Source organism: Bradyrhizobium sp. HKCCYLRH2015, assembly GCF_051168215.1.
In the GTDB taxonomy this organism is placed as follows: domain Bacteria; phylum Pseudomonadota; class Alphaproteobacteria; order Rhizobiales; family Xanthobacteraceae; genus Bradyrhizobium.
The window spans coordinates 214,864-234,376 of record NZ_JBNPUO010000004.1; the positions used below are offsets into that span (position 1 = coordinate 214,864).

The window sequence follows — 19,513 nt, forward strand, 5'->3', positions numbered from 1 at the left end:
GGGGTCATCGCTTCTTGTGCCATCGCTTCCCGGGCCGAATAAGGCTGGGCCGAATAAGGCCGCACCCCGTTCAGGCGCCGCCACCAACAATCCCTGCGCGTCCTACGGTGCGAACTTCGTACGCGTCGAGGGAACCGATACCTGCGTGAAGGTCGGCGGCGCCCTGGGCGTCGAGATGGGCACCTCGGCCGGCCGCTGAGGCGCTCACGACAGCGGCGGCGCGATGTGGCGGATGAAGGCCGGGCGTTGCGCGATCTGTCCGTACCAGCGCGCGAGACTCGGCAGCTCCGGCTTGACAACACCTTCGACTCCGAACCAGCGCCGCGCATAGGCGCCGAGCGCGATGTCGGCGAGCGTGAAGCGCTCGGCCTCGACATGGCTGCGTGTGGCCAGATGCGCGTCGAGGATGCGCCACATCGCCGCGGCGTCGTCGGCCGCCTTCTGCAAGGCGGGCATGTCGCGCTGCTCCGGCGGCGTACGCACCAATCCCCAGAACAGCGGACGCTCGATCGGCTGCACCGTCGACAGCGTCCAGTCCAGCCAGCGCTCCACCGCGGCGCGGTGCCGCGGCGTCGTCGGGTAGAGCGGCGTGCCGTCGCCGTGAGCGAGGCAGAGGTAGCGCATGATCGCGTTGCTCTCCCACAGCACGAAATCACCCTCGACCAGGGTCGGGATGCGGCCGTTCGGATTCATCGCGAGATAGTCCGCTTCGTTGTTGCGGCCGTACTGCATCCCCGCGTCGATCCGGTCATGGGCGACATCGAGCTCGGCGAGACACCACAGCACCTTCTGCACGTTCACCGAATTGGGGCGGCCCCAGATCGTCAGTCTGTTGTCGGCGGACACGTTCGGCTCCTCTCTGGCGAGCGTCATCATTAGCGCATGTTACGCAAAAAGCCCCGCTCGTTGGCGGGGCTTTTCGGTCGAACGCGTCGTTCGCGGGATCAGCGGCCGAAGAACAGCCACAGCAGAATGATCACCGGAATCGGCACGCCCAACAACCACAATAGAATTCCACGACCCATCTCGGCCTCCTCGTATCCTCACCGTCAATCGGAGCGACAACGCGAGGGTGGCCTCGATGTTCCGGCCGGAATCACGCGGGCAGATGACTCACCAATGTCCGGTGTTCGGCATCGACAGCCAGGGCTCGGCGGGCGCCTTCGGCTCGCCCTTCTGCAACAGCTCGATCGAGTGCAGGTCGGGCGAGCGGACGAACGCCATGTTGCCGTCGCGCGGCGGCCGGTTGATGGTGATGCCGAGCTTCATCAGCCGGTCGCAGGTGGCGTAGATGTCGTCGACCTCATAGGCGAGATGGCCGAAGAAGCGGTCCTCGCCATAGCTCTCCTCGTCCCAATTGTAGGTGAGCTCGACCAGCGGGGCGCCGCGCGTCGGCGGCAGGCTCTTCAGCAGGTGTTCATCCTCGGGTGCGCAGAGAAACACCAGTGTGAAGCGACCCTTGTCGTTGTCGATCCGGCGCACCTCCTTGAGGCCGAGCGCATCGGAATAGAATTTGAGCGCGGCGTCGAGATTGCGCACGCGCAGCATGGTGTGGAGATAACGCATCGTTTCTTCTCTCCCTGAACTCGAAGCGGATGGTCAATGGCCGCCTGCGGACGCCGATCCATAGCAGCAATTCGTTCGCCCGTGTATCGAGCCCGATGCTGCGGCGATGCCGGCTCGCGCGGATGTGCGGTGCGCGCGGCGACGCATTCGATGGGCTGCGCGGTGTTGCGAAAGCCTCTCCGCATGCCCGCGAATCGCTGTTTTGGCAGTGATTCGCGGCATGGATGAACGGGCGCGATGCGACCGCATGCAGGTATTTCAGCGTGTTTCGCCTGCAATGTGCGGCCAAAATCACGCAGGACCGTCGAAAATGCCTAGAAATATAGGGGAAAATGAATCGCATGCTCCGTTCGATCGCCAACGCAGCTTGACTTCTGCGCGCTCCGTTGGAATTTTGGCGCCGCTGTGGGTGCTTCGGGGCCCCTTGAAATGCAGGAGAATCCCGAAAATCGCGGGGTGATACGCCACCAGACGACTGAAGTCCCGGCTGTGCAATGCAGCCAGAAAGCCCCGACCAGTCTGCGCAGCAATGCGCTGATAGCCGCGCAGTCGTCACGTCATTCACCAGTATCAATCACAAGGAGATACGATGGCTACCCAACTTTCCAAGTCGCAACTGATCGAGAAGATTGCGACCTCGACCGAGCTGTCCAAGCGCGACGTCAAGAACGTCATGGAGACGCTCACCGACGTCGGCCACAAGGAGCTGAAGAAGAACGGCGTGTTCCTGGTGCCGGGCTTCGCCAAGTTCGTCGTCGTCAAGAAGCCCGCCGTGAAGGCGCGCAAGGGCACCAACCCCTTCACCGGCGAAGAGATGATGTTCAAGGCCAAGCCGGCCCGCAAGATCGTGCGCGCGCGCCCGGTCAAGGCCGCCAAGGACGCGGTTGCCTGATCTGACCGTCAGTCACGGTCGTGATCACGTCAAAGGCCTCCCGGAAGGGAGGCCTTTTTCGTTGCGGCTATGTGGTTGCAGCGCGGCTGAGCGTTGCGGTCGCCGAAGCGCCGCCGTCCCCGGATCGCGAAGGTTGGCACCACGGGGGCCCGAAAAACGACAGCAGCGCCAGCGCGACGGAATATCTTCGTCGCGTGGCGCCACCCTCGAGCACTGGGCCCTGAAATCCCCAGTACTGATCTGTCTCGGGGTGGCGCAGGCAGGTTCAAAGGATTTTGCGGGAAAATTGACCGGCCCGTGCGACCTCCGGCCCGCGCAGGAGCGCCGTCGCGCGTGCTGGGGAGAAGCCGGTGGATATGGCGCAGCAAGCCGTTGATCCGCAATCCGGAGAGTCCAGGCGAGGAGCTGTGGACAAGCGTTGGATCGACTGTGGATGAAGGCCCGGCGATCGCCGCAAAGCTCGGCTCTAGCGGCGCTCGCCGTTCAGATCCGCGCCGTCGTCCGCTCCTGTTTCAGGCGCTACACCGGCCGCCTCGGTCCTGGGATGACAGGACGCAAGCACGACGAATCCGCCATAGCCGATGATGTTGAACAGAAGTTCCAGCCAGGATGCCATCGCGGATTCCCCCCATGGCAGTGAACGTGTGGCGACGGTGACGGTTCCAGACGCGCGCGGCGGGGAGCCGGCCTGCAACCAACTCCCCAGCATCTGCGTTGTTTGGACGCACGGGAATTGGAGGACATTCGATCATGAGAAAGACATTGGCTGTTCTGGCGACCGCGGGCGCCGTCGCCATCACCGCACTGGCGGCACCCGCTCCGGCACAGGCGCGCGGCATCGGCCCGGGTCTCGCATTCGGCCTCGCGGCGGGAGCGCTGACCGCCGGCGCGATCGCGGCGTCGCACCCGTATTACTATGGTCCAGGCTACGGCTACTACGACTACGGCCCGCGTTACGTCTACGCGCCCGGGCCGTATGCCTATTACGGCGGACCGTACTATCATCGCTACCACCACTGGCGTCATCACTGGTAAGCGCCAGTCGTAAGGAGGAGGGCCTGGATGGCGAAAGCCTCCGGGCTCTTCTCTCATCCCTGCTATTCCGCGGCCTCGCCGCGCTGTGCCTTCTTCCACGCCAAGCGGGCATATTCCTCGCGTTCGCGCGCGAACTTCTCCTGGGTCGACTTGAACCGTGCAATCCTTGCGGTGATGTCGGCGCGCTCCTTCGCGCGGCGGTCGTCCTGCGTCTCGTTCTGCCTCACGGATCCTCTCTGCTCCGGTCGCTATCCGGCGAGCCTCGCCCTGAGACGCGTGACAAACTTCCTGGCGAATCGCTGGCGCGATGTGGGTGTCCGATTGAGGCGTGATTGCGGACGCGCGGCCCCGCTGCAGGCGGGTCGCGCGTTTTGCTGGGGAGAGAAGGCGAGCACCGCCAACGTCTTCCGGTAGACACGGAACGATCCGACTCGTCTTGCTTGCAGTTGCGTCGTTCACGGCTGGTTCCGGAGGATGCGGAGTGGCGCAACGACGCAGCCGGGCCGGACATGCTCGGAGGCGGGAGCCCGCTTGCCGTGCTATGAAGGGAGGACAATGATGGTGCGAGGTTTCATGGTTCGGGGCCGCCGCTGATGATTGCATCCGATCTGCACGACGGGGTGAACCGCCTGGGAGACATGATCGCTGCGGCGCGTGTGATCGTGCCCTTCACCGGCGCTGGAATATCGACCGAGACGGGCATTCCGGATTTCCGGTCTCCCGGCGGTCTATGGACGCGCAACCGGCCGATCCATTTCGACGAATTCGTCGCCAGCCAGGAGGCGCGGGACGAGGCCTGGCGGCGGCGCTTCGCGATGCAGGAGACGTTTGCCGCGGCGCGGCCCGGCCGCGGACATCTGGCGCTTTCGTCGCTCTACCGTGCGGGGAAAATTCCGGCCGTGATCACTCAGAACATCGACAACCTGCACCAGGACTCCGGTTTCGCGCCGGATCACGTCATCGAGCTGCACGGCAACACCACCTACGCGCGATGCATCGGATGCGGGCAGCGCTATGAGCTCACCTGGGTGCGCCAGCGCTTCGAGGCCGACGGGGCCGCGCCGGATTGCCCCGATTGCGCGGAGCCGGTGAAGACCGCGACGGTATCCTTTGGTCAGTCGATGCCGGAGCATGAAATGCAGCGCGCCACCGAGCTCGCGCAGCACTGTGATCTGTTCGTCGCGATCGGCTCGTCGCTGGTTGTGTGGCCGGCCGCTGGCTTTCCATTGATGGCAAAGCGGGCTGGCGCGCGACTCGTGATCATCAACCGGGAACCGACCGATCAGGACGACGTTGCCGACCTCGTTGTCCACCACGAGATCGGCGAAGTACTCGGATCGTTCGTCCGTAATTGAACGGAAATTGATGCATTTTTGTCGGCATCTCTGTTCATATGCCTCAGTGAAACCGATTTTTATCTATGCGCGGCACGAGGGAATGTTATCTTTGATTCGAGAGATTCGCGTGACTCATCGTGGGTATAGGTGGTGAGCACGTGTATGAGGGCGCCGTTGCAGGGGTGGCGGCTCACAATTCATATGTGAGGTCCGGGGTTATGGGGTCGGACGGATTTGAGTCCAAGAAGCTTGGGGTGCCGGTCGTTGGTGGTTCGACACCAACCCGGCTCGGGGCGGAATATCAAACCGGCGTCGCGCGCGACTCGGCAATCGATGCGATGACCGGTCTTGGCGAGAACCTCGTCGAAATCAGCGGCGTCATCAAATGGTTCGACGCCTCGAAGGGATACGGTTTCATCGTTCCCGACAATGGCTGGCCGGACGTGCTGCTGCACGTCACGGTGCTCAGGCGCGACGGCTACCAGACCGCCTATGAAGGGGCTCGCCTGGTGGTGGAGTGCGTGCAGCGCTCCAAGGGCTACCAGGCCTTCCGCATCGTCTCGATGGACGAGTCGACGGCGATCCATCCGGCGCAGATGCTGCCGCCGCGCACCCATGTCACGGTGACGCCGACCAGCGGGCTGGAGCGAGCCCAGGTCAAGTGGTTCAACCGCCTGCGCGGCTTCGGCTTCGTGACCTGCGGGGAAGGGAGCCCGGACATCTTCGTCCACATGGAGACCCTGCGCCGCTACGGCATGACCGAGCTGCGCCCCGGCCAATGGGTGCTGGTCCGCTACGGGCCCGGCTCCAAGGGCATGATGGCGGCCGAGATCCACCCCGAGACGGGCTCGCCGGCATTGTCCTCGCACTGAGTTGCTTGCGATCACTGCACTTGACGGCCCTGGAAAGGTGCTTTCCGGGGCCGTTTTCATGTCGGCTCCATCTTCACGGCCAGGCCGCGGTCTTGCTGCCGAGGCCGCGACCGTGTAGTGACGGGTTCGTCGAGGACAATCGTCCCTTGAGAACATCGGGGTATAGCGCAGCCTGGTAGCGCGGCAGTTTTGGGTACTGCAGGTCGTTGGTTCGAATCCAGCTGCCCCGACCATCTCCGCAGCAACGTGGCCTCGCAGGTGAGACCTGATAGCTGGCGCGAACTGCGCGACGAGGCCGATAAAAAATTCGGATGCTCCCGCAGCGGCAAAACCCGGGAGCATCCGAAGTGTGCGGGTGAATCCGGGGAAGGAACATCCGCTGGCCGCCAGCATCCTCTGAATCGGAATCTCGCGTCTTTGCGCTAGATCAAATCGGGCGTGGGCGGCGGTTCGCGCGTCGGCCGTGCCGAGGTCGCGGCAGGCGGATCAGCGCGCCAGCTCGTCCTGCGCCAGCCGGCCGTCGATGATGTGCACGCGCCGTTGCATCTGAGCGGCGAGGTTGAGGTCGTGCGTGACCGCGACCACGGTCTTGCCGCGCAGGGTGACGAGATCGCGCAGGATGCCGAACACCTGCGCGGTCGCGGCGGTGTCGAGGCTGCCGGTCGGCTCGTCGGCCAGGATGACGGGAGGATCGTTGGCGAGCGCGCGCGCCACCGCCACGCGCTGGCGCTGGCCGCCCGACAGCTTGTCCGGCGTCTTGCGCAGATGCTCGGCGAGGCCGAGCGAGCTCAGCAGCTCCTCGGCGCGCGTGGTGATGGCGCGCGGCGACAGCCGTGCCAGCGCGCGCATCGGCAGCGCGACGTTCTCGGTGATCGAGAATTCCGGCAGCAGGAAATGAAACTGGAAGACGAAGCCGAGCCGTGACAGCCGCACCTCGGCGCGCTCGTCCTCGTTCATGCCCGTCGTCGAGCGGCCGTCGATCAGCACGTCGCCCTGGCTCGGCAGGTCGAGCAGGCCGAGCAGATAGAGCAGCGAGGATTTTCCCGAGCCCGACGGTCCGGTGATGGCGATGAGCTCGCGCGGATGGATCACGAGATCGATGTCGGCGACCAGCGTCACCGGCACCTCGCCGGGCAGCACCTTCGTCACTTGCCGCGCCTCGATCAGGGGCGGGCTCACGTCGCGCCCCGGATGATGTCGACCGGATGCAACCGCGCCGCGGCGCGGGCCGGAAAGTAGCCGGCGACGGCGCTGGAGATCAGCGCGACCGCGCCCGCCAGCAGATAGTGCTTCAGCGAATACAGCACGGGCAGATGATTGTAGTCGGAGAACGGCGTCTTGAACTCGAGCGAGGCGAGCCCGCGGGTGAGCAGGTAGCCGAGCGCCCAGCCGAGAGCGGCACCGGTCAGGCCGATGAACAGCGCCTCGACGATGAAGATGGTGCGGACCGTGCGGTCGCGGAAGCCGAGCGACTTGAGGATGGCGATGTCGCGGGTCTTCTCGTGGGTGATGGTCGAGATGATGTTGTAGGTGCCGAAGCTCGCGACCAGCAGGATGGCCCCGACGATGGTGTACATCAGCACGTTGCGCAGCGTGATCGCCGACAACAGGTCCTCCTGCGCCTCCTGCCAGGAGACCGCCTTGTAGCCGGTCTGCTCGCCGATGCGCTCGCTGATCAGGCGCGCCTGCATCGGATCGTTGGTGCGGACGCGGATCTCGTTGATGATCCCGGTCTGGCGCTCCAGGATCTGCGCGGTGCGCAGCAGCACGTAGCCGGTGGTCTCGTCGGTGCCGCGGAAGCCGGAATGGAAGGTGCCGACGACGGTCGCGTTCATGCTGACGCCCTGGGCCGAGGCGAGCGTGATGTTGGAGTTGACCCGCGCGCCGATCTTGGCCGCGAGCCGGTCACCGAGCAGGATCGCGTGCGAGGACCGGTACAGCGAATTGAGGTTGCCCTGCCGCATGTGGCTCGCCAGCGTCGAGACCTGGCCCTCCGTGCGCGGATCGATGCCGATGATCGCGACCGTGAGGTTGCGGCCGGCGAAGCGCAGCACGGCCTTGGACTGCACCGACGCCGTCAGCGCGCCCGGCACCCAGCCCTGCAGCGAGGCGATGGTGGCCATCGGGTTCTTGATGCCGGGGCGGCGGACGTTCGGGGTCAATCGGTGGAATTCGGCTGCCGCATAGATCTGATCGGCCGGCTGACGGGTCGGCTGGCGCAGCTCGTCGGTGATCGAAATGTGCGGCAGCGCATCGACCAGCGTGCGGATGAAGTCGTCCTGGGATCCCTCCATCATCGCCGCCATCATCACCGAAAACGCCACGCCGGTCATCACGCCCGCGATCGCGACCAGCGTCTGGCGGGCGCGATGGCGCACATGGGTCCAGGCGATGGTCAGGACGAGGCTCATGGCGACGACGTCTCGGGCCCGATCACGCGGATCCGCTCGCCGTCCTTGATGTCGGCGGTCGCGGGCGCTGCGACCAGCTCGCCCTCGCGGGCGCCGTCGAGGATCTCGACCGCCGCGGAGCCGCGGATGCCGATCCGCACCGCGCGCCGCTGCACACGGCCGCCTTCGATCACCATGAGGCTGCCGTTGACGACGGCATTGGCCGGCGCGAGCAGGGTGTCGGCCGTCTCCCGGCTGACGATGTTGGCCTCGACGCTCATGCCGACGCGCAGCGGCGTGTCGTCCGGCAAGCCGATCCGCACGCGGAACGTCTTGGCCACGGGATCGCCCGCCGGCGTGATCTGCTTCACCGTCCCGGGCAGGGCCTGGTTGCCGAACGCATCGGCGCGCAGCAGCGCCTTCTGCCCGACCTGGACACGGGGGATGTCCTCCTCGTTGACGTCGGCGACGACCCAGAGCGGCTTCTCCAGGCCGACGCGGTAGAGGATGGTGCCGGGATCGACCATGTCGCCGACCTCGCCGTCCTCCTTGAGGACGACGCCGTCCATCGGCGCCACCAGCTTGAAGTAGTCGAGGCGCTGGGTCTGGGCCGCGATCTGGGCACGGATGCGGGCGAGATCGCTTTCGGAGCGCTGGTAGGCTTGCGAGGTGGCCGCCCCGCGGGCCAGCAACTGCGACTGTCGCTCGAACTCGTGGCGCTGGAATTCCTCCTGTGCACGCAGATCGTTCAAGGTGGCCAGCGCCTCCTTGTCGTCGAGCCGCGCCAGCACGTCGCCGGCCTTGACCGACTTGCCCTCGCAGCGGCAGCGCTCGATGATGCGGCCGCGGACCAGCGGCGTGCTCCGCGACCACGTCTCCGGCTCCACGGCGCCGGTCGCATACACGATCTCGGCCGCCGTGCCGCGGGTGATGCGGGCGGTCGCAATCAGCGGTCCACGCCCCCACCATGCGGCAAGCCCAGCCAGTGCGCCGGACAGCAGGATGATCGAGAGCAGGCCGCGCCACGGAAAACGACGCCGGCCGCGATCGACGGCCGGCGTGGCAGCAATGGCGTTGGATTGGTCCGGCGTCAGCATGTCCATGATCGAACGGACCCTGCGACGGGAGAAAGGCTATACTTAGCCCGCAGTGCCCGTCGCCACGCGGGGCGGAGCCATCTTGAAGTGCTGCTTGGCATAGGCGACGATCTGGCGATCGGTCGGGTGATCGGCAGCTTCGACGCCGACGATGCGCTTTCCGACCGCAGGATGCTTCTCGTGCAGGTACTTGGCAAGCTCGGTCTTGGCGCCGGCCGGGCCGATGATCAGGATCTCGCCGGCGTCATCGAGCGCGTGCGCGACCTCTTCGAGGAAATTCTTGTCGGGCGCCGCGTGGCCGCTGCCGATCTCGTTGGCCTTGTGATGCAGATGCTTGGTCTGCAGGTGCGGATGCAGCGTCAGCTCGTCGGCACCGGTCAGTCCGATGTGGAACACCTTGGCCTCGCTGTGATCGAGCCACACGACGGCATGGAAATGGGTCGGCATGATCTGGTCCTTGTCAGCAAATCACCGCATGCGCAGCGGCGCGCGTTCGCAAGGGAACGCGCGCCGCGGGAAGCGGCTCCGTTGGTGATGCAAACCTTAGCGAGCCCGATCGGGCCCGGCTTGATGCAGGTCAACGGAGGCGGGGCGCGACCACGCGCCCCCAATGGCGCGAAGTTTACTTCGGCGCGGGCGGCTTCGGCAGCGGCTTGTCCTGCCGCTTCGACCAGGAGATGTAGTAGGCGACGGTTGTCATGATCGCGATGCCCGCCGCGCTGACCAGGATCTGCGCCAGCAGCGAGCCCGAGCTCAGCATCAGGGTGAAGTGGCCGATGAAGGACAGGAACACGCCGACGCAGAACACCGCCAGCGACTGTTGGCCGCAGACGATGAGGGGATCGAACGCCTTCCACTCCAGGCCCGGCCATTCCTTCGGCACGAACCGGATGACCAAAATGACGATCACCACGAAGTGCAGGAAGCGGTACGGCGCGAGATTGGTCTTGTCGTTCGGGTTGAAGGCCGCATAGAGCCAGTTCGGAAACATCGATCCGAGCTCAGGGAAGCGGCCGGCCATCGTCATGACCAGTGCGAGCACCATGTAGGCGATGCAGAAATAGAGCGTGGCCGGCGCCATGATGATGCCCATCGAGCGGCGGGCGCCGCCGAGCGCGCACCAGGAGCCGAACACGAACAGCACCTGCCAGCAATACGGATTGAAGTACCAGGTGCCCGCCGGATAGGCCGCGAAATTCCAGCCCATCTGTCGCGCCAGGAGCCAGAGCACGATCGAGGCGATCATGGTCAGGTCGGGCTGGCGCAGCATCATCCACAGCACCGGCGGGAAGAAGCCCATCAGCACGATGTAGAGCGGCAGCACGTCGAGATTGACCGGCTTGAACTTCAGGATCAGTCCCTGGGCCAGCGTATCGCTGGCGTGGTCGACGAGGCCTGCGACGTTGAACTCGTCGATGATCTCGGAGACGCCGAACCGCGTCGCCAGATAGCTGATGGCCACGATATAGATCACGAACAGCACGATGTGGGCGACGTAGAGCTGCCACACCCGCTTGAACAGCCGGGTGGCGCCGACGATGAAGCCGCGGTCGATCATCATGCGCGCATAGACGAACGAGGCAGTATAGCCGGAGATGAAGACGAACAGGTCGGCGGCGTCGCTGAAGCCGTAATTCCGCGTGGTGATCCAGTTCACCACATTGTCCGGGATGTGATCGAGAAAGATCGCCCAGTTGGCGATTCCGCGAAACAGGTCGAGCCGCAGGTCGCGCCCGCGCTCGGGCAGCGTGGCATTGATTTTCATGGCCGCTTCAACGCACTGTTTTGAATGGAAAACGTTCGGGGAGCAGAGGCGCCGTGGCAGTCGACCGAGATTGTCACGGGACGGCAGAATGACTATACGGAGCACGATAGACGGTCACGTCCTGGATGGGAATCACCGTTCCGTGCTGGAGCTTGCCTGTACCCCATCCCGGCCGTTTCCGCCAAACGCATGACGACCTCAGCTTCCAGGGGCTCTTCCAGCCATGACCGCACGCATTTTCAAGCCCGCCAAGAACGCGATGCAATCGGGCAAGGCCAAGACCAGGGACTGGCAGTTGGATTATGAGCCGGAGCAGCCGCGGTCGGTCGAGCCGCTGATGGGCTGGACGTCCTCCTCGGACATGAAGCAGCAGGTCACCTTGCGCTTCGATACCAGGGACGAGGCGATCGCCTATTGCGAGCGCAAGGGCATTCCCTACCAGGTGATCGAGCCGAAGGAGCCGGTGAAGCGGCAGATCGCCTATGCCGACAATTTCTCGTTCCGCCGCGGTGAGCCCTGGACACACTGATTTGGACGCATTGAGGGGCCGGCCCGGCCGTCATCCGTTCAACCTGTTTGAGGCGGCCCGCCGGGGATGGGCAGCGGCGCGTCCTTGGACAGGCCGAGCACCGGGAAGCTCCTGATGGCCCGGACGCCGGGCAGGGCGGCGAACTGGCGGAGCTGGCGGCTCATGCCTTCGACGCCCGTCGACACGCATTTCAGCAGAAAATCCGCATCTCCCGATAGCCGCCAGCATTGCTGGACCCAGGGCAACGTCACGATCGCGGCCTCGAACGACTCCAGTGCCGTCTGGTGCTGGCTGTCGAGCTGAATCGACACGAACGCGACCACCTCATAGCCCAGCGACCGTTCATCGATGCTGGCGCGGATGGATTTGATCACGCCGCTGCTGCGCAGCGTCCGCACCCGGCGCAGGCAGTTCGGATGCGAGATCCCCACCCGGTCGGCGAGCTCGTTGATGCGGATCCGGCCATCGGCCTGGAGCTCCGCCAGGATCCTGCGATCGATCGCGTCGAGCTCCGGGCTGCCAGCCATCGGCGCCGCCCGTTCAGCCGGTCGGGTGATCAGGCCGGCCACCGCCGGCCGGATCAGGCCCGGCGGTGCGCGGCATGACGCCCGAGAGCACGAGCTTCTCGTGGGCCGCGATGATCGCCTCCCTGGTGAGCCGGCCGCCAGGACGGTACCAGCTGCACAGCCCGGTCAGGAGCGCGATGATGGCAAAGGTCGCGACCTGGATGTCGTCGACGTCGAACACGCCTTGCGCCACACCGTCGCTGAGGATGTCGGCCAGCCGGCGCTCATAGGCGCCGCGCAGCGCCACCACCGCCTCATAGTTGCGGGGATCGAGGCTGCGCAGCTCCGAATTGGCGATGAAGACCTCGCGCTTCCGGGTCATGTGATAGCTGACGTGGAAGGCGACGAATGCCCTGAGACGTTCGACCGGACCCCGGGTGTCGCGCAGCGCCTGCTCGAGCTCGCGCAGCAGGTCGTTGATGTGGTCCTGGATCAGCTCCGCCAGCAGCTCCTGCTTGGTGCTGATGTGATTGTAGAGCGAGCCGGGCTGGATGCCGACCTCGGCGGCGAGCTGGCGCAGGCTCATGGCCTCGTAGCCGTGCTGGAAGATCAGCCGCAGGCCGGCCTTGCGGATCGCCTCCATCGTCGTCGGACCATGTGACCCGATCGTGCGCGCCATCTCGTCCTCGCTGCACCGTCCGGCACCGATCGCGGCAGATCGGGCACGGCGGATCCCGTAGTGAAGTCTGAAAAGCCCTTGGTCTCAAGCAAATGCTGCTCGCCCCGGACCCTACAACAATCCGCTTGAGAATAGAATTTAAAAACGTATGATCGTTTAATTCGAGAAGGACGGACGGTCGCAAACCGGGCGGCCGGCGGGCAGGGAGGACAGCATGCGGGCAAAGATGGTACACCCGGGCTCGCAGCGGCCTGAACGGCCGCGACCGCTCTGACGCGTGCTCCCACGGCTTCCCCCTCCAGCCCCGCAACGAAGACGCCGGTCATGACGCTTCACTCCACGATCGATCCATCGTCCTTCGATTTCGCCCGCAATGCCGACGCCATGCGCGCGCTGGTCGCCGACCTCAGGACGAAGCTGGGGCAGGTCGCCGAGGGCGGCGGCGAGGCCTCGCGCAAGCGGCATTTGTCGCGCGGCAAGATGCTGGCGCGTCAGCGCGTCGACCTGCTGCTCGACCCCGGAACGGCGTTCCTGGAGCTGTCGCCATTGGCCGCGCACGGGCTCTATGGCGGCGACGTCCATTCGGCGAGCATCGTCACCGGCATCGGCCGCATTGCCGGCCGCGAATGCGTCGTCGTCGCCAACGACGCCACCATCAAGGGCGGCACCTACTACCCGATGACGGTGAAGAAGCATCTGCGCGCCCAGGACATCGCGCGGCAGAACAATCTGCCTTGCGTCTACATGGTCGACTCCGGCGGCGCGTTCCTGCCGCTGCAGGACGAGATCTTCCCGGACGAGCGGCATTTCGGCCGGATCTTCTACAACCAGGCGCAGATGTCGGCGCAGGGCATTCCGCAGATCGCGATCGTGATGGGCTCGTGCACCGCCGGCGGCGCCTATGTGCCGGCGATGTCGGACGAGAGCATCATCGTGCGCAACCAGGGCACGATCTTTCTCGGCGGTCCGCCGCTGGTGAAGGCGGCGACCGGCGAGGTCGTCAGCGCCGAGGAGCTCGGCGGCGCCGACGTGCATTCGCGACAGTCGGGCGTGACCGATCACTACGCGCAGAACGACGCCCATGCGATCGGCATCGCCCGCCGCATCGTCGGCACCCTGAAGCCGCCGGGCGCGCGCACCGTGCTGAACATGCGCGAGGTGCGCGAGCCGCGCTATGCGGCGGAAGAGATCTACGGCGTCGTGCCCGCCGACGGCCGCAAGCCGTTCGACGTCCGCGACATCATCGCCCGCGTTGTCGACGGCTCGGAGTTCGACGAGTTCAAGAAGCTCTACGGCCAGACGCTGGTGTGCGGCTTCGCCCACATCTGGGGCCATCCGGTCGGCATCATCGCCAACAACGGCATCCTGTTCAGCGAGAGCTCGCTGAAGGGCGCGCACTTCATCGAGCTGTGCTGCCAGCGCAACATTCCCCTGGTGTTCCTGCAGAACATCACCGGCTTCATGGTCGGCAAGAAATACGAGGCCGGCGGCATCGCCCGTGACGGCGCCAAGCTGGTGACGGCCGTCGCGACCGCCTCGGTGCCGAAGTTCACGGTCGTGATCGGCGGCTCCTACGGCGCCGGCAATTACGGCATGTGCGGGCGCGCCTATTCGCCGCGTTTCCTCTGGATGTGGCCGAACGCGCGCATCTCGGTGATGGGCGGCGAGCAGGCCGCGATGGTGCTGAGCCAGGTCCGCCGCGACGGCATCGAGGCCAAGGGTGAGAGCTGGCCGGCGGACGAGGAAGAGAAATTCCGCGCGCCCATCCGTGCGCAATACGAGGCGCAGGGCAATCCCTACTACGCGACGGCGCGGCTGTGGGACGATGGCGTGATCGATCCCGCCGATACCCGCCTCGTGCTCGGCCTCGGATTGTCCGCCGCCGCCAATGCCCCGGTCGAGCCGACCAGGTTCGGCCTGTTCAGGATGTGATCATGGCTCGTCCCGGATTGTATCGTCGTTTTCGCAAGCTCCTGATTGCCAACCGCGGCGAGATCGCCGTGCGCGTCATCCGCACGGCGCGCGCGATGGGATTGAAGACCGTCGCGGTCTACTCCGAGGCCGACCGCAACGCGTTGCACGTCGCGCTGGCCGACGAAGCGGTGCTGCTCGGCCCTGCGCGCGCCCGCGACTCCTATCTCAACGTCGAGCGGCTGATCGAGGCCGCCAGGCAGACCGGTGCCGAGGCCGTTCATCCTGGCTATGGCTTCCTGTCCGAGAGCGCCGAGTTCGCACAGGCCTGTCTCGATGCGGGGCTGGTGTTCGTCGGGCCGACCGCGGCGATGATCACGGCGATGGGGTCGAAGTCCGGCTCGAAGTTTCTGATGGAGCAGGCCGGCGTGCCGCTGGTGCCCGGCTATCACGGCGAGGCGCAGGATGACGCCACGCTCGCCAATGAAGCCGCGCGGATCGGCTTTCCCGTGCTGATCAAGGCGTCCGCCGGCGGCGGCGGCCGCGGCATGCGCGTGGTCCACGCGGCCGGCGATCTGAGCGAGGCCGTCACCAGCGCCAAGCGCGAGGCCAAGGCGGCGTTCGGCGACGACCGCGTGCTGATCGAGAAGTTCGTCGAGAGCCCGCGTCACATCGAGGTGCAGATCGTCGGCGACAGCCACGGCAATCTGGTCTCGCTGTTCGAGCGCGAATGCACCCTGCAGCGCCGGCACCAGAAGGTGGTCGAGGAGGCGCCGTCGCCGACGTTGACGCCGGCGCAGCGGGACACGGTGTGCGCTGCGGCGCGTCGCGCGGCAGGCGCAGTGAACTATGTCGGCGCCGGCACCATCGAGTTCGTCTCCGACGGCCGCGACGTGTTCTTCATCGAGATGAACACGCGTCTGCAGGTCGAGCATCCCGTCACCGAGTTGATCACCGGGGTCGATCTCGTCGAATGGCAGTTGCGCGTCGCCTTCGGCGAAGAGCTGCCGCTGACGCAGGACCAGATCCGGTTGCATGGCCATGCCATCGAGGCGCGCGTCTACGCGGAGAATCCCGCCAAGAACTTCATGCCCTCAGTCGGCACGATCAAGACCTGGCGGCTTCCCGCTGAAACCGGCGGCCTGCGCATCGATGCCGGCTATCGCGAGGGCGATGCGGTCTCGCCCTATTACGACGCGATGCTCGCCAAGATGATCGCCTGGGCGCCGACCCGCGAGGTCGCGATCGAGCGGCTCAACCGCGGCCTTGACGACACCGACGTCCGAGGCATCGTCAGCAACATCCCGTTCCTGTCGTCGCTGCTGACGCATCCCGACGTCGTGGCGAACGCGATCGACACCGGTTTCATCGAGCGCCATCTGACGCATCTGACCCAGTCAGGAGCGGTGGCCGGCGACCTCGAGGTCTGTGCCGCGGTTGGGGCCATTCTCATCGGCGAGCAGATCGCGGCCGCGAAGGAGCAAGGCTCGCCGTGGCGCGCATCCGGCTGGATGCCGGTGGGACTGCGACAGCGCGTGTTCTCGTTCCGCCAAGGCGCGGGTAATGAACCGCGGACCGCCACGCTGGCCTATGGTTCCGGCGTACAGCGCCTGTCGATCGAGGGGCGTGAGACCTCGTTCTCGGCTATTCCGACTGATGACGGCGGCTTCGACCTTGTGTGCGACGGCGTCAAATCCCATGTGGTGGCCGTCATCGAGGGCCATGAGCTGTACCTGCGGACCCGCAACGGTCGTTTCGACCTGCATTGGATCGATCCGTTCGGCGGAGACGACGAGGAGCAGGCCGGCGAGGACAAGATCGTGGCGCCGTTGCCGGGGACCGTCGTGGCGCTGCTTGCGCAGGAAGGCGCCGTCCTGGAGAAGGGTGCGGCGATCCTGACGCTCGAAGTCATGAAGATGGAGCAGACCCTGCGGGCGCCGTTCGCAGGCCGGCTCACGGCGATCAAGTGCAAGGTCGGCGACATCGTGCAGGAAGGCGTCGAACTGGCGGACCTCGAACCGTCCGCCTGATCCTCGAACCAGAGAGGTCGGCATGAGCGAGAGCGTGCGCATCATCGAAATGGGCCCGCGCGACGGCCTGCAGAACGAGAAGACGTTGGTCGGCGTGGCCGATCGCATCGCCTTTGTCCGCGCGCTGGTGAACGCCGGCCTGGCGACCGTCGAGGTCGGCGCCTTCGTCTCGCCTAAGGCGATCCCGCAGATGGTGGGATCGGATGAGGTGATGCGCAGCGTGTCTGCGCTGCCCGGCGAATTCCATGTGCTGGTGCCCAATGTGAAGGGCTATGAGGCCGCGCGCGCTGCGGGCGCCAGGGTGATTTCCGTGTTCACGGCGGCCTCTGAGAGCTTCTCCCGCGCCAACATCAACTGTTCGATCGCGGAGTCGCTGGAGCGCTTCAAGCCGGTGATCGCCCACGCCAGGACCGACGGCGTCAAGGTGCGCGGCTACGTCTCCTGCGCGCTCGGCTGTCCCTATGAAGGCGAGATCAAGCCGCAGGCGGTAGCCGGCGTGGCGAAGGCGCTGTGGGACCTGGGCTGCTACGAGGTCTCGCTGGGCGACACGATCGGCGTCGGCACGCCGCTCAAGGCCAAGCAGATGCTGCGCGCCGTCTGCGACGATGTGCCCGTGATGCATCTTGCGATGCATTTCCACGACACCTACGGCCAGGCGCTGGCCAATCTCTATGTGGGCATGGAGGAGGGCGTCCGCGTCATCGATGCCGCCGCCGGCGGCCTCGGCGGCTGCCCGTTCGCTCCGGGCGCGACGGGAAATGTCGCGACCGAGGACGTCGTCTACATGCTCGAAGGCATGGGCATCCGCACCGGCGTCGACATGACGAAACTGCTGGCCGCCACCAACGAAATCAGCCGGCTGCTCGGCCGGCCCCCGGTCAGCCGCGTTGCCGGCGCGCTGAATGCGAAGAACAGGCGAGCAGCGAATGGCGAATAGCGAACGGGGGCTGAACCTATCGCCAATCCCTATTCGCTACGTCCTAGTCGCCATTCGTCGCTGCGTCAGCGGCTGAGATCCGGCCCCATCACGAGATCCGGCAGCGCCGTCGAGATCTGCGGCACGAAGCAGAGCAGCAGCACGGCGGCCATCATCAGCAGGACGAACGGCAGCGTGCCCCAGATCACCTCGCGCAGCGGGATGTCCGGCGCGACGTTCCTGATGACGAAGATGTTGAGACCCACCGGCGGGTGAATCAGGCCCATCTCCATCACGATCGTCATCACCACGCCGAACCAGATGATGTCGAAGTTTGCTGCCCGCAACGGCGGCAGGATGATCGGCGCCGTCATCAGGATGATCGATACCGGCGGCAGGAAGAAGCCGAGCACGACCACCATCAGCAGGATCGCGAACAACAGTTCCCAGCGCGGCAGGTGCATCGCCACGATGGACTCCGCCACCGACTGCGAGATGTGCAGGTAGCTCATCACGTAGGAGTACAGCAGCGACATGCCGATGATCAGCATCAGCATGGTCGATTCGCGCAGCGTCGCCTTCATGATGGGCGCGAGATCGGCCGGGCTCCAGACGCGGTAGATGATCGCGATCAGCACGAGCGCGAGGATGCCGCCGAGACCGGCTGTTTCCGATGGCGTGGCGAGGCCGCCATAGAGCGCGACCATGACGCCGGTCAGGAGCAGCACGAACGGAATCACGCGTGGCAGCACGGAGAAGCGCTGCGCCATCGTAAAATCGTCCTTGGTCAGGATGTCCGACCACGCGCCCGACTTCTCATAGACGGCTTTCGCGCGCGCATATTCCTGCCGGAAGCGCACCACCGAATAGACGCCGAACAGGGTCACCAGCAGCAGCCCGGGGCCGATACCGGCCAGGAACAGCCGTCCCAGCGATTTCTCCGCCGCGATCGCGAACAGGATCATCGTAATCGAGGGCGGAAGCAGAATGCCGAGCGTGCCGCCGGCGGCGATGATGCCTGCGGCGAAGCCGCCGGAATAGCCGCGCTTGCGCATCTCGGGAATTCCGGCCGAGCCGATCGCCGAGCAGGTCGCGGGGGACGATCCCGCCATCGCCGCGAACAGCGCGCAGGCGAACACGTTGGCGACGCCCAATCCGCCGGGCACGCGATGCAGCCACGCATGCAGCGCCGAGTAGAGGTCCTGGCCTGCGCGGGAGCGGCCGATCGCCGCGCCCTTGAGGATGAACAGCGGGATCGACAGCAGCGTGATCGACGCCATTTCCTCGTAGACGTTCTGCGTCACCGTATCGAGCGACGCGGTCGGCATGTAGATGGCCATGAACACGACGGCGACGGCGCCGAGCGCGAACGCGATCGGCATGCCCGCGAACATCGCAAACAGGGTCGAGAGTCCGTAGGCAACCCCAATTCCGAACACGCTCATCGACGCGCTCCGGTCAGCGGAGCCACGATCTGCAGCAGCATCTGCAGGCACAGCAGGGTCATTCCCGCGGCCATCAGGCCGTAGGGAATCGCCAGCGGCGGCGACCACATCGAATTCGAGACCTGACCATCGACCCAGGCCTCATGTGTCAGGGTCCAGGATTTCCAGGTGAAGAAGGCACAAAACAAAAAGCTCGCGACGTCGACCAGCCAGAGCCTGATCTTGTTGGCGAGCGGCGACATCAGCCCAACGAAGGCTTCGATGCTGACGTGGCCGCGATGCTCCTGCACATAGGCTGCAGTCATGAAGGTTGCGCCGACGAGCAAGAACACGGCGGCTTCGTCCTGCCAGTAGTTGGCGGCCTTGAACAGTGCACGGCCCGCCACGCTGTAGCTCAGGATGAGGCAGGCCGCGACCAGTGCGAACGCGGCCAGAACGACGATGATGCGATTGAGCAGCGAGACAACACGCTGGAGCGGCGCCAGCGGACCGCTGGCGCCGATGGCCGTCGTGGCCTCGGTATCGAGAACGGGCGCGTGCATC

At 65.7% G+C, this 19,513-nt stretch carries 21 protein-coding genes and 1 tRNA gene; 9 read left to right on the plus strand and 13 right to left on the minus strand.

What is annotated here, in order from left to right:
• Positions 1-204: 204 nt before the first annotated feature.
• Together ACQR1H_RS12135 and ACQR1H_RS12140 are read right to left on the minus strand one after the other, a co-directional pair.
• Positions 205-846 (minus strand): glutathione S-transferase family protein, encoded by a 642-nt coding sequence (locus ACQR1H_RS12135; RefSeq protein ID WP_316178865.1) that lies wholly within the window; start codon positions 844-846, stop codon positions 205-207.
• 267 nt (positions 847-1,113) lie between these two features.
• Entirely contained in the window at positions 1,114-1,566 is a 453-nt protein-coding gene (locus ACQR1H_RS12140) for a VOC family protein (protein ID WP_012044102.1), read from the minus strand.
• Positions 1,567-2,155: 589 nt separating this feature from the next.
• On the opposite strand from ACQR1H_RS12140, the gene ACQR1H_RS12145 reads away from it, so the two are divergent.
• A complete protein-coding gene (locus ACQR1H_RS12145) occupies positions 2,156-2,458 on the plus strand; it encodes an HU family DNA-binding protein (protein WP_172109121.1) in 303 nt (100 codons plus the stop codon).
• A gap of 466 nt (positions 2,459-2,924) precedes the next feature.
• Here the strand turns inward: ACQR1H_RS12145 and ACQR1H_RS12150 are convergent, their stop codons facing one another.
• Entirely contained in the window at positions 2,925-3,074 is a 150-nt protein-coding gene (locus ACQR1H_RS12150; RefSeq protein WP_315800080.1) for a hypothetical protein, read from the minus strand.
• A gap of 134 nt (positions 3,075-3,208) precedes the next feature.
• Here ACQR1H_RS12150 and ACQR1H_RS12155 point away from each other — a divergent pair, with 134 nt between their 5' ends.
• A complete protein-coding gene (locus ACQR1H_RS12155) occupies positions 3,209-3,493 on the plus strand; it encodes a hypothetical protein (protein WP_315800079.1) in 285 nt (94 codons plus the stop codon).
• A 62-nt stretch (positions 3,494-3,555) separates the two neighbouring features.
• On the opposite strand, the gene ACQR1H_RS12160 is transcribed toward ACQR1H_RS12155, so the two are convergent.
• Positions 3,556-3,720, minus strand: a complete 165-nt coding sequence (locus ACQR1H_RS12160) for a hypothetical protein (protein ID WP_315712073.1) — start codon at positions 3,718-3,720, stop codon at positions 3,556-3,558.
• A gap of 366 nt (positions 3,721-4,086) precedes the next feature.
• Here ACQR1H_RS12160 and ACQR1H_RS12165 point away from each other — a divergent pair, with 366 nt between their 5' ends.
• The 3 genes from ACQR1H_RS12165 to ACQR1H_RS12175 all read left to right on the plus strand — a co-directional run bounded on the left by ACQR1H_RS12165 (position 4,087) and on the right by ACQR1H_RS12175 (position 5,935).
• A complete protein-coding gene (locus tag ACQR1H_RS12165) occupies positions 4,087-4,848 on the plus strand; it encodes an SIR2 family NAD-dependent protein deacylase (protein ID WP_316215758.1) in 762 nt (253 codons plus the stop codon).
• 200 nt (positions 4,849-5,048) lie between these two features.
• On the plus strand, positions 5,049-5,702 hold the full coding sequence (locus ACQR1H_RS12170; protein WP_315800077.1) for a cold-shock protein: 654 nt from the start codon (positions 5,049-5,051) through the stop codon (positions 5,700-5,702).
• 156 nt (positions 5,703-5,858) lie between these two features.
• Positions 5,859-5,935 (plus strand) — tRNA-Pro (locus tag ACQR1H_RS12175).
• 253 nt (positions 5,936-6,188) lie between these two features.
• On the opposite strand, the gene ACQR1H_RS12180 is transcribed toward ACQR1H_RS12175, so the two are convergent.
• From ACQR1H_RS12180 to ACQR1H_RS12200, 5 genes are all read right to left on the minus strand, one after another.
• Positions 6,189-6,881, minus strand: coding sequence for an ABC transporter ATP-binding protein (locus ACQR1H_RS12180; protein WP_315800071.1), 693 nt, complete (start codon positions 6,879-6,881; stop codon positions 6,189-6,191).
• A complete protein-coding gene (locus tag ACQR1H_RS12185; RefSeq protein ID WP_316215759.1) occupies positions 6,878-8,113 on the minus strand; it encodes an ABC transporter permease in 1,236 nt (411 codons plus the stop codon). The genes ACQR1H_RS12180 and ACQR1H_RS12185 overlap by 4 nt, the downstream gene beginning before the upstream one ends.
• Complete coding sequence (locus tag ACQR1H_RS12190; protein ID WP_316215760.1) at positions 8,110-9,189, minus strand: efflux RND transporter periplasmic adaptor subunit; 1,080 nt, start codon at positions 9,187-9,189, stop codon at positions 8,110-8,112. Before ACQR1H_RS12190 ends, ACQR1H_RS12185 begins: the two co-directional genes overlap by 4 nt.
• A gap of 42 nt (positions 9,190-9,231) precedes the next feature.
• Positions 9,232-9,636 carry a translational machinery protein gene (locus ACQR1H_RS12195; protein WP_315712066.1) on the minus strand — a complete coding sequence of 135 codons (405 nt, stop codon included), beginning with the start codon at positions 9,634-9,636 and terminating at the stop codon, positions 9,232-9,234.
• Between the two features lie 175 nt (positions 9,637-9,811).
• On the minus strand, positions 9,812-10,954 hold the full coding sequence (locus ACQR1H_RS12200) for an OpgC domain-containing protein (RefSeq protein ID WP_316215761.1): 1,143 nt from the start codon (positions 10,952-10,954) through the stop codon (positions 9,812-9,814).
• Positions 10,955-11,177: 223 nt separating this feature from the next.
• Here ACQR1H_RS12200 and ACQR1H_RS12205 point away from each other — a divergent pair, with 223 nt between their 5' ends.
• Positions 11,178-11,483, plus strand: coding sequence for an ETC complex I subunit (locus ACQR1H_RS12205; protein WP_315800066.1), 306 nt, complete (start codon positions 11,178-11,180; stop codon positions 11,481-11,483).
• 38 nt (positions 11,484-11,521) lie between these two features.
• Here the strand turns inward: ACQR1H_RS12205 and ACQR1H_RS12210 are convergent, their stop codons facing one another.
• Together ACQR1H_RS12210 and ACQR1H_RS12215 are read right to left on the minus strand one after the other, a co-directional pair.
• Positions 11,522-12,010 (minus strand): Lrp/AsnC family transcriptional regulator, encoded by a 489-nt coding sequence (locus tag ACQR1H_RS12210; RefSeq protein WP_315712629.1) that lies wholly within the window; start codon positions 12,008-12,010, stop codon positions 11,522-11,524.
• 13 nt (positions 12,011-12,023) lie between these two features.
• Positions 12,024-12,668, minus strand: a complete 645-nt coding sequence (locus ACQR1H_RS12215; RefSeq protein WP_316215762.1) for a TetR/AcrR family transcriptional regulator — start codon at positions 12,666-12,668, stop codon at positions 12,024-12,026.
• 324 nt (positions 12,669-12,992) lie between these two features.
• On the opposite strand from ACQR1H_RS12215, the gene ACQR1H_RS12220 reads away from it, so the two are divergent.
• Genes ACQR1H_RS12220 through ACQR1H_RS12230 form a run of 3 tightly spaced genes read left to right on the plus strand, consistent with a single transcriptional unit; the run spans position 12,993 to position 17,546 of the window.
• A complete protein-coding gene (locus tag ACQR1H_RS12220) occupies positions 12,993-14,600 on the plus strand; it encodes a carboxyl transferase domain-containing protein (protein WP_434907592.1) in 1,608 nt (535 codons plus the stop codon).
• Between the two features lie 2 nt (positions 14,601-14,602).
• Positions 14,603-16,609, plus strand: coding sequence for an acetyl/propionyl/methylcrotonyl-CoA carboxylase subunit alpha (locus tag ACQR1H_RS12225; RefSeq protein WP_316215764.1), 2,007 nt, complete (start codon positions 14,603-14,605; stop codon positions 16,607-16,609).
• A 22-nt stretch (positions 16,610-16,631) separates the two neighbouring features.
• Complete coding sequence (locus ACQR1H_RS12230; RefSeq protein ID WP_316215765.1) at positions 16,632-17,546, plus strand: hydroxymethylglutaryl-CoA lyase; 915 nt, start codon at positions 16,632-16,634, stop codon at positions 17,544-17,546.
• A gap of 65 nt (positions 17,547-17,611) precedes the next feature.
• Here ACQR1H_RS12230 and ACQR1H_RS12235 read toward each other — a convergent pair whose 3' ends face one another.
• Both ACQR1H_RS12235 and ACQR1H_RS12240 read right to left on the minus strand, forming a co-directional pair.
• On the minus strand, positions 17,612-18,970 hold the full coding sequence (locus ACQR1H_RS12235; RefSeq protein ID WP_315800061.1) for a TRAP transporter large permease: 1,359 nt from the start codon (positions 18,968-18,970) through the stop codon (positions 17,612-17,614).
• On the minus strand, positions 18,967-19,512 hold the full coding sequence (locus ACQR1H_RS12240; RefSeq protein WP_315800060.1) for a TRAP transporter small permease: 546 nt from the start codon (positions 19,510-19,512) through the stop codon (positions 18,967-18,969). Before ACQR1H_RS12240 ends, ACQR1H_RS12235 begins: the two co-directional genes overlap by 4 nt.
• Position 19,513: the final 1 nt, after the last annotated feature.

Excerpts from the sequence above, each read along its gene's own strand:
- ACQR1H_RS12140 (WP_012044102.1), bottom strand. The coding sequence starts at position 1,566 with ATGCGTTATCTCCACACCATGCTGCGCGTGCGCAATCTCGACGCCGCG.
- ACQR1H_RS12145 (WP_172109121.1), top strand. The coding sequence starts at position 2,156 with ATGGCTACCCAACTTTCCAAGTCGCAACTGATCGAGAAGATTGCGACC.
- ACQR1H_RS12150 (WP_315800080.1), bottom strand. The coding sequence starts at position 3,074 with ATGGCATCCTGGCTGGAACTTCTGTTCAACATCATCGGCTATGGCGGA.
- ACQR1H_RS12155 (WP_315800079.1), top strand. The coding sequence starts at position 3,209 with ATGAGAAAGACATTGGCTGTTCTGGCGACCGCGGGCGCCGTCGCCATC.
- ACQR1H_RS12165 (WP_316215758.1), top strand. The coding sequence starts at position 4,087 with ATGATTGCATCCGATCTGCACGACGGGGTGAACCGCCTGGGAGACATG.
- ACQR1H_RS12170 (WP_315800077.1), top strand. The coding sequence starts at position 5,049 with ATGGGGTCGGACGGATTTGAGTCCAAGAAGCTTGGGGTGCCGGTCGTT.
- ACQR1H_RS12185 (WP_316215759.1), bottom strand. The coding sequence starts at position 8,113 with ATGAGCCTCGTCCTGACCATCGCCTGGACCCATGTGCGCCATCGCGCC.
- ACQR1H_RS12190 (WP_316215760.1), bottom strand. The coding sequence starts at position 9,189 with ATGCTGACGCCGGACCAATCCAACGCCATTGCTGCCACGCCGGCCGTC.
- ACQR1H_RS12195 (WP_315712066.1), bottom strand. The coding sequence starts at position 9,636 with ATGCCGACCCATTTCCATGCCGTCGTGTGGCTCGATCACAGCGAGGCC.
- ACQR1H_RS12200 (WP_316215761.1), bottom strand. The coding sequence starts at position 10,954 with ATGAAAATCAATGCCACGCTGCCCGAGCGCGGGCGCGACCTGCGGCTC.
- ACQR1H_RS12205 (WP_315800066.1), top strand. The coding sequence starts at position 11,178 with ATGACCGCACGCATTTTCAAGCCCGCCAAGAACGCGATGCAATCGGGC.
- ACQR1H_RS12210 (WP_315712629.1), bottom strand. The coding sequence starts at position 12,010 with ATGGCTGGCAGCCCGGAGCTCGACGCGATCGATCGCAGGATCCTGGCG.
- ACQR1H_RS12215 (WP_316215762.1), bottom strand. The coding sequence starts at position 12,668 with ATGGCGCGCACGATCGGGTCACATGGTCCGACGACGATGGAGGCGATC.
- ACQR1H_RS12220 (WP_434907592.1), top strand. The coding sequence starts at position 12,993 with ATGACGCTTCACTCCACGATCGATCCATCGTCCTTCGATTTCGCCCGC.
- ACQR1H_RS12225 (WP_316215764.1), top strand. The coding sequence starts at position 14,603 with ATGGCTCGTCCCGGATTGTATCGTCGTTTTCGCAAGCTCCTGATTGCC.
- ACQR1H_RS12230 (WP_316215765.1), top strand. The coding sequence starts at position 16,632 with ATGAGCGAGAGCGTGCGCATCATCGAAATGGGCCCGCGCGACGGCCTG.
- ACQR1H_RS12235 (WP_315800061.1), bottom strand. The coding sequence starts at position 18,970 with ATGAGCGTGTTCGGAATTGGGGTTGCCTACGGACTCTCGACCCTGTTT.
- ACQR1H_RS12240 (WP_315800060.1), bottom strand. The coding sequence starts at position 19,512 with ATGCACGCGCCCGTTCTCGATACCGAGGCCACGACGGCCATCGGCGCC.